Source organism: Okeania sp., from assembly GCF_035285525.1.
GTDB lineage: Bacteria > Cyanobacteriota > Cyanobacteriia > Cyanobacteriales > Microcoleaceae > Trichodesmium.
Genome location: NZ_JAYKGW010000087.1, coordinates 1 through 4,071 on the forward strand (window position 1 = coordinate 1; position 4,071 = coordinate 4,071).

Below are 4,071 nucleotides of genomic sequence, written 5' to 3' on the forward strand. Positions count from 1 at the left end.
TGCAGCGATTAAACTTGGTTGATTTATTAAATACGCGATACCTCAAAGCCAGCCCGACCCGCCGTGTCTGGATACCTAAACCAGGACGAGATGAAAAACGCCCATTAGGCATACCTACTATGTATGACAGAGCGTTACAAGCCTTGGTTAAGTTGGGTATGGAACCAGAATGGGAGGCTAGATTTGAACCTAACAGTTATGGTTTTAGGCCAGGACGGTCAACACATGATGTCATTGTGGCAATTCATACAAGCATCAACCACAAACCTAAATATGTTTTAGATGCTGATATATCCAAATGTTTTGATCGGATCAACCATGATGCGTTGCTAAGAAAAGTGGGCCAGACACCCTTTCGATGGTTAATCAAACAATGGTTAAAATCCGGAGTGTTTGACAATAAAAAATTCTCAAGCACTGTGGAAGGTACGCCACAGTCCGGGGTAATATCACCCTTACTAGCAAACATCGCCCTACACGGTATGGAAGAAAGGCTAATGGAGTTTATAGAAAATACTCAAATCAAACACCCTTCTGGGGGCAGGATGAGTAAAAGAGATAAACGCCATAGCCTTAGTTTAATACGCTATGCTGATGACTTTGTAATCCTACATGAGGACATCAAAATAGTGATACAGGCAAAGACCGTAATACAGGAATGGTTAAACCAGGTAGGATTAGAGCTAAAACCAGAAAAGACCAAAATTGCCCACACCTTGGAAGAATATGAAGGGAATACACCTGGATTTGACTTCCTCGGATTTAACATCAGGCAATATAAGGTTAAGTCAACCAAATCACGATTTAAGACGCTGATTAAACCATCATCCAAGAGTATAAAAACTCACTATCGGAAATTGGCGGGTGTATGTGACAAGCTTAAAACAGCCCCTACTAGAGCTATTATAGCCAAGTTGAATCCGGTAATAAGAGGATTTGCTCACTACTTCTCAACTGTAGTCAGTAAAGAAATATTCAGTAAATTGGATATGCTTTTATGGAAAAGGCTATGGCGGTGGGCAAGTAGAAGGCATCCAAATAAGCCAGCTAAATGGGTAAAAGATACGTATTTCCCTCGCTGCAAAGTAACCAGAAACTGGACACTTAACGACGGCGACTATATACTAAACCAACACTCGGATGTACCTATTATAAGGCACATTAAAGTCAAAGGTAGTAAATCCCCTTATGACGGTGAATGGACTTATTGGAGTAACAGAATCGGCAAACACCCAGGCGTCAGGAAGGAAGTCACAACGCTATTAAAGCGACAAAATAATAAATGCGCATTTTGCGGACTAACCTTTAGCCCAACTGACCTTATGGAGATAGACCATATAAAACCAAGGTCATTTGGTGGTGACAACACGATGAAGAATAAACAATTGTTGCACCGACATTGCCACGATACTAAAACTGCTTTAGACAATAAAACATATCCATGCGCCAAAGCCACAGGATTTACCTGAGAATTATTTATGGCTTGACGATATGTTGGTTTTGAGGTAAGGATGTATCCATGACAAAGAGCGTTTAAGAGAGGAGCCGTGATGAGGTGAAAGTCTCACGTCCGGTTCTGAAGACGAGTCGGTTTGGTAACAAACTGGCTTAGTTTAACAGCTTTAAGATTTTCAAGTATTTGTTTGCTTTGTTCCCCAACTTTTTCTACAGATTACAATTATATGGTTGGCCGAAAGGCAGCAAGTTTATGTAGGAAGTAGGTTGGGTTGAGGAACGAAACCCAACATTAATAAGGTTAGGACTTATGCAGATAAGCTATATATATAGCGTTCAAAACTATTGTGCAATAGTTTTTGAACTTTATCTTTATAGATAGTACCTTTGCGTAAATCCTGAACAAGTGTCATTGCGAGGGGGAATATTTGATATCAACTCTGCTGTCAACAGTTAATACCCCCCGAAGCAATCTCTCAAAAGTTTTGGATATTCGAGATGTAGGTTTGGTTTTGTTCCTCAACCCAAAATTAATAAGGTAAGGTCTTGTTGGGTTTCACTATCGTACCGCTACTTGGTGTGCAAGCAACAACCCAACCTACATTTTTAGATGTCTCATTCTACTACAAAATGGCTTGGGTTTGGAGACCAAACCCCTACGATACTATCTCGCTTAAATGCTTCAAAATTTGCAGAACCCGATACAAATCTCCAGGATTTCTAGTCGCAAATAAATTGGAAATTCCATACTGATAATTTTCAGCCTTAACTAACTTGATAAAAGCAAATTCTCCTCCATTAGTAATCATACCATAACTAGGTTTATTTAGCTGGGGATTTCCCATCATATAAACTAATATTTGAGCTAATCCTATTTCCACAGAATATGCAGCTTTTTTTTTGATTCAATTACCATTACCCTAAAGTTGGTCTTTTAATACTAAAGTATCAATTCTACCTTTGATAATTATTCCATTATCTTCATTTTCTATTTCTATTGATTGTTCCGATTTAACATAGAATGGTGTGAGATAAAAATCACCAATAAATAAAATCGGATCTAGAACTGACATTTTGACTACATCTTCTAAAAGTGGTGGATAATTAAGTAGATTAATAAATCCTTTTCTAACCTTGTCTAAAAGTTGTTTTTCTGCCTCTGTTATTTCTGGCAAATTTTCTCGTGATTCGGAGAAAAAATTGTCATCTTCAACTAACTGAATATTGAAGTTATCGACTAAGTAACGTAAGTCTATATTTTGAGGTGGAATTGTTTGTACCATTCTTAATTTTCTTCTACTTAAAGAATAAAAAATTGTGATAATAAATCAAGTTTGTGGGAGATAATAGGAAGTAGAGTTCAGTAGTGGATTGTTTCATCTAAAAATGTGCATTAGGAAGACACCGTAGGGGCGGGTTACGGTTCCCGAAAAATCACAAGTGAGTTAAAAAGTTTTCTATAGATCGCTAGATAAACCCGCCCCCAGCCATATAAGCCACTTTCTCAGGGGCGGGTTTGTATAAATCTTAGAGTAACTATGAAAATTCTGGCTAAAACCCGCCCCTACGCTTTGCACTATTTTAGGTGAAACAATCCATTATAGAAATTTTCCTTGAGCAACCATGACAACATTTCCACCTACGAATACTTCTATTTCTGCTGCTTTTTTCTCTGCTTGTAACAACAATAAGGATGGTCGATTAATTTCATATCCTTGTTCTACTCTAATATCAATTTTATTCTGATTAAAATAATTATATTCAACTAAATATCCGGCTAAACAACCATTACCACTTCCTGTGGCGGGGTCTTCAGTAATTCCTAAATAGGGAGCAAACATTCTCACACTTAAATGATTAATGTCTTTGTATGTTTCTGGGCAAAACATCAAAATTTCTGTCGTTTTTGATGTTTGAATAAATTGATAATATTTATCTAAATTCACTTTAGCTTTTTTCAATGATACTAGATTTTTTAAAGGCACAATGATAAAAGGTACTCCTGTGGAAACTGTCTGAATAGGAAACTTTATATCAATATCAGTTACTTCTAAATTTAATACTTCTGCTAAAGTTTCAATTTCATATTTTTGACCAAAAGTTGGTGCATTCTGGCGCATCCATAAAACTTCACTTTTCCAAATAACAGGAATTTGCCCTACTGACAAGTTTAAAATTACTTGGTCAACCTGATTTTTAATAATTTCTCGTTGAATAATATAGGCAGTTCCTAATGTTGGGTGCCCCGCAAAAGGCAATTCTTTAGTAGGGGTAAATATTCGCACATCATAACCACTATTTCGTGGTTCAGAAGAGAGAATAAAAGTAGTTTCTGAATAATTCATTTCTCTGGCAATTTGCAGCATTTCTCGCTCGGAAAGATTAGCTACTTCAGAACCACTAAATACAGCTAATTGATTACCAGCATATTTAGTTTCAGCAAATACATCTACGATATAAAAATCCATTCTTTTTAATTTCTAATTTTTGACTTTTTACTTTTGAATTTATTATATTTAATTACCAGGATATTTAGTTTCAGCAAATATATCTACTCTATCAAAATCCATAATGTTTTTTTTAGGGAATAGGGGAGTAGAGGAAGTATTTTTGTTG

The 4,071-nt window shown here is 36.4% G+C and carries 4 protein-coding genes; 1 reads left to right on the top strand and 3 read right to left on the bottom strand.

The features are described from left to right. Positions 1-1,469, top strand: a 1,469-nt coding sequence (gene ltrA / locus VKJ25_RS08420; RefSeq protein ID WP_324236177.1) for a group II intron reverse transcriptase/maturase, incomplete at its 5' end; no start/stop codon positions are given. A 642-nt stretch (positions 1,470-2,111) separates the two neighbouring features. Here ltrA and VKJ25_RS08425 read toward each other — a convergent pair. The 3 genes from VKJ25_RS08425 to VKJ25_RS08435 form a co-directional block, all read right to left on the bottom strand. After that, entirely contained in the window at positions 2,112-2,336 is a 225-nt protein-coding gene (locus VKJ25_RS08425; RefSeq protein ID WP_324236178.1) for a hypothetical protein, read from the bottom strand. Between the two features lie 39 nt (positions 2,337-2,375). Further along, the gene (locus VKJ25_RS08430; RefSeq protein WP_324236179.1) at positions 2,376-2,738 is read right to left on the bottom strand and encodes a hypothetical protein; all 363 of its coding nucleotides are present in this window, start codon (positions 2,736-2,738) and stop codon (positions 2,376-2,378) included. Positions 2,739-3,053: 315 nt separating this feature from the next. Further along, positions 3,054-3,923: a PhzF family phenazine biosynthesis protein gene (locus tag VKJ25_RS08435; protein WP_324236180.1), complete on the bottom strand. Its 870-nt coding sequence runs from the start codon at positions 3,921-3,923 to the stop codon at positions 3,054-3,056. Positions 3,924-4,071 lie beyond the last annotated feature (148 nt).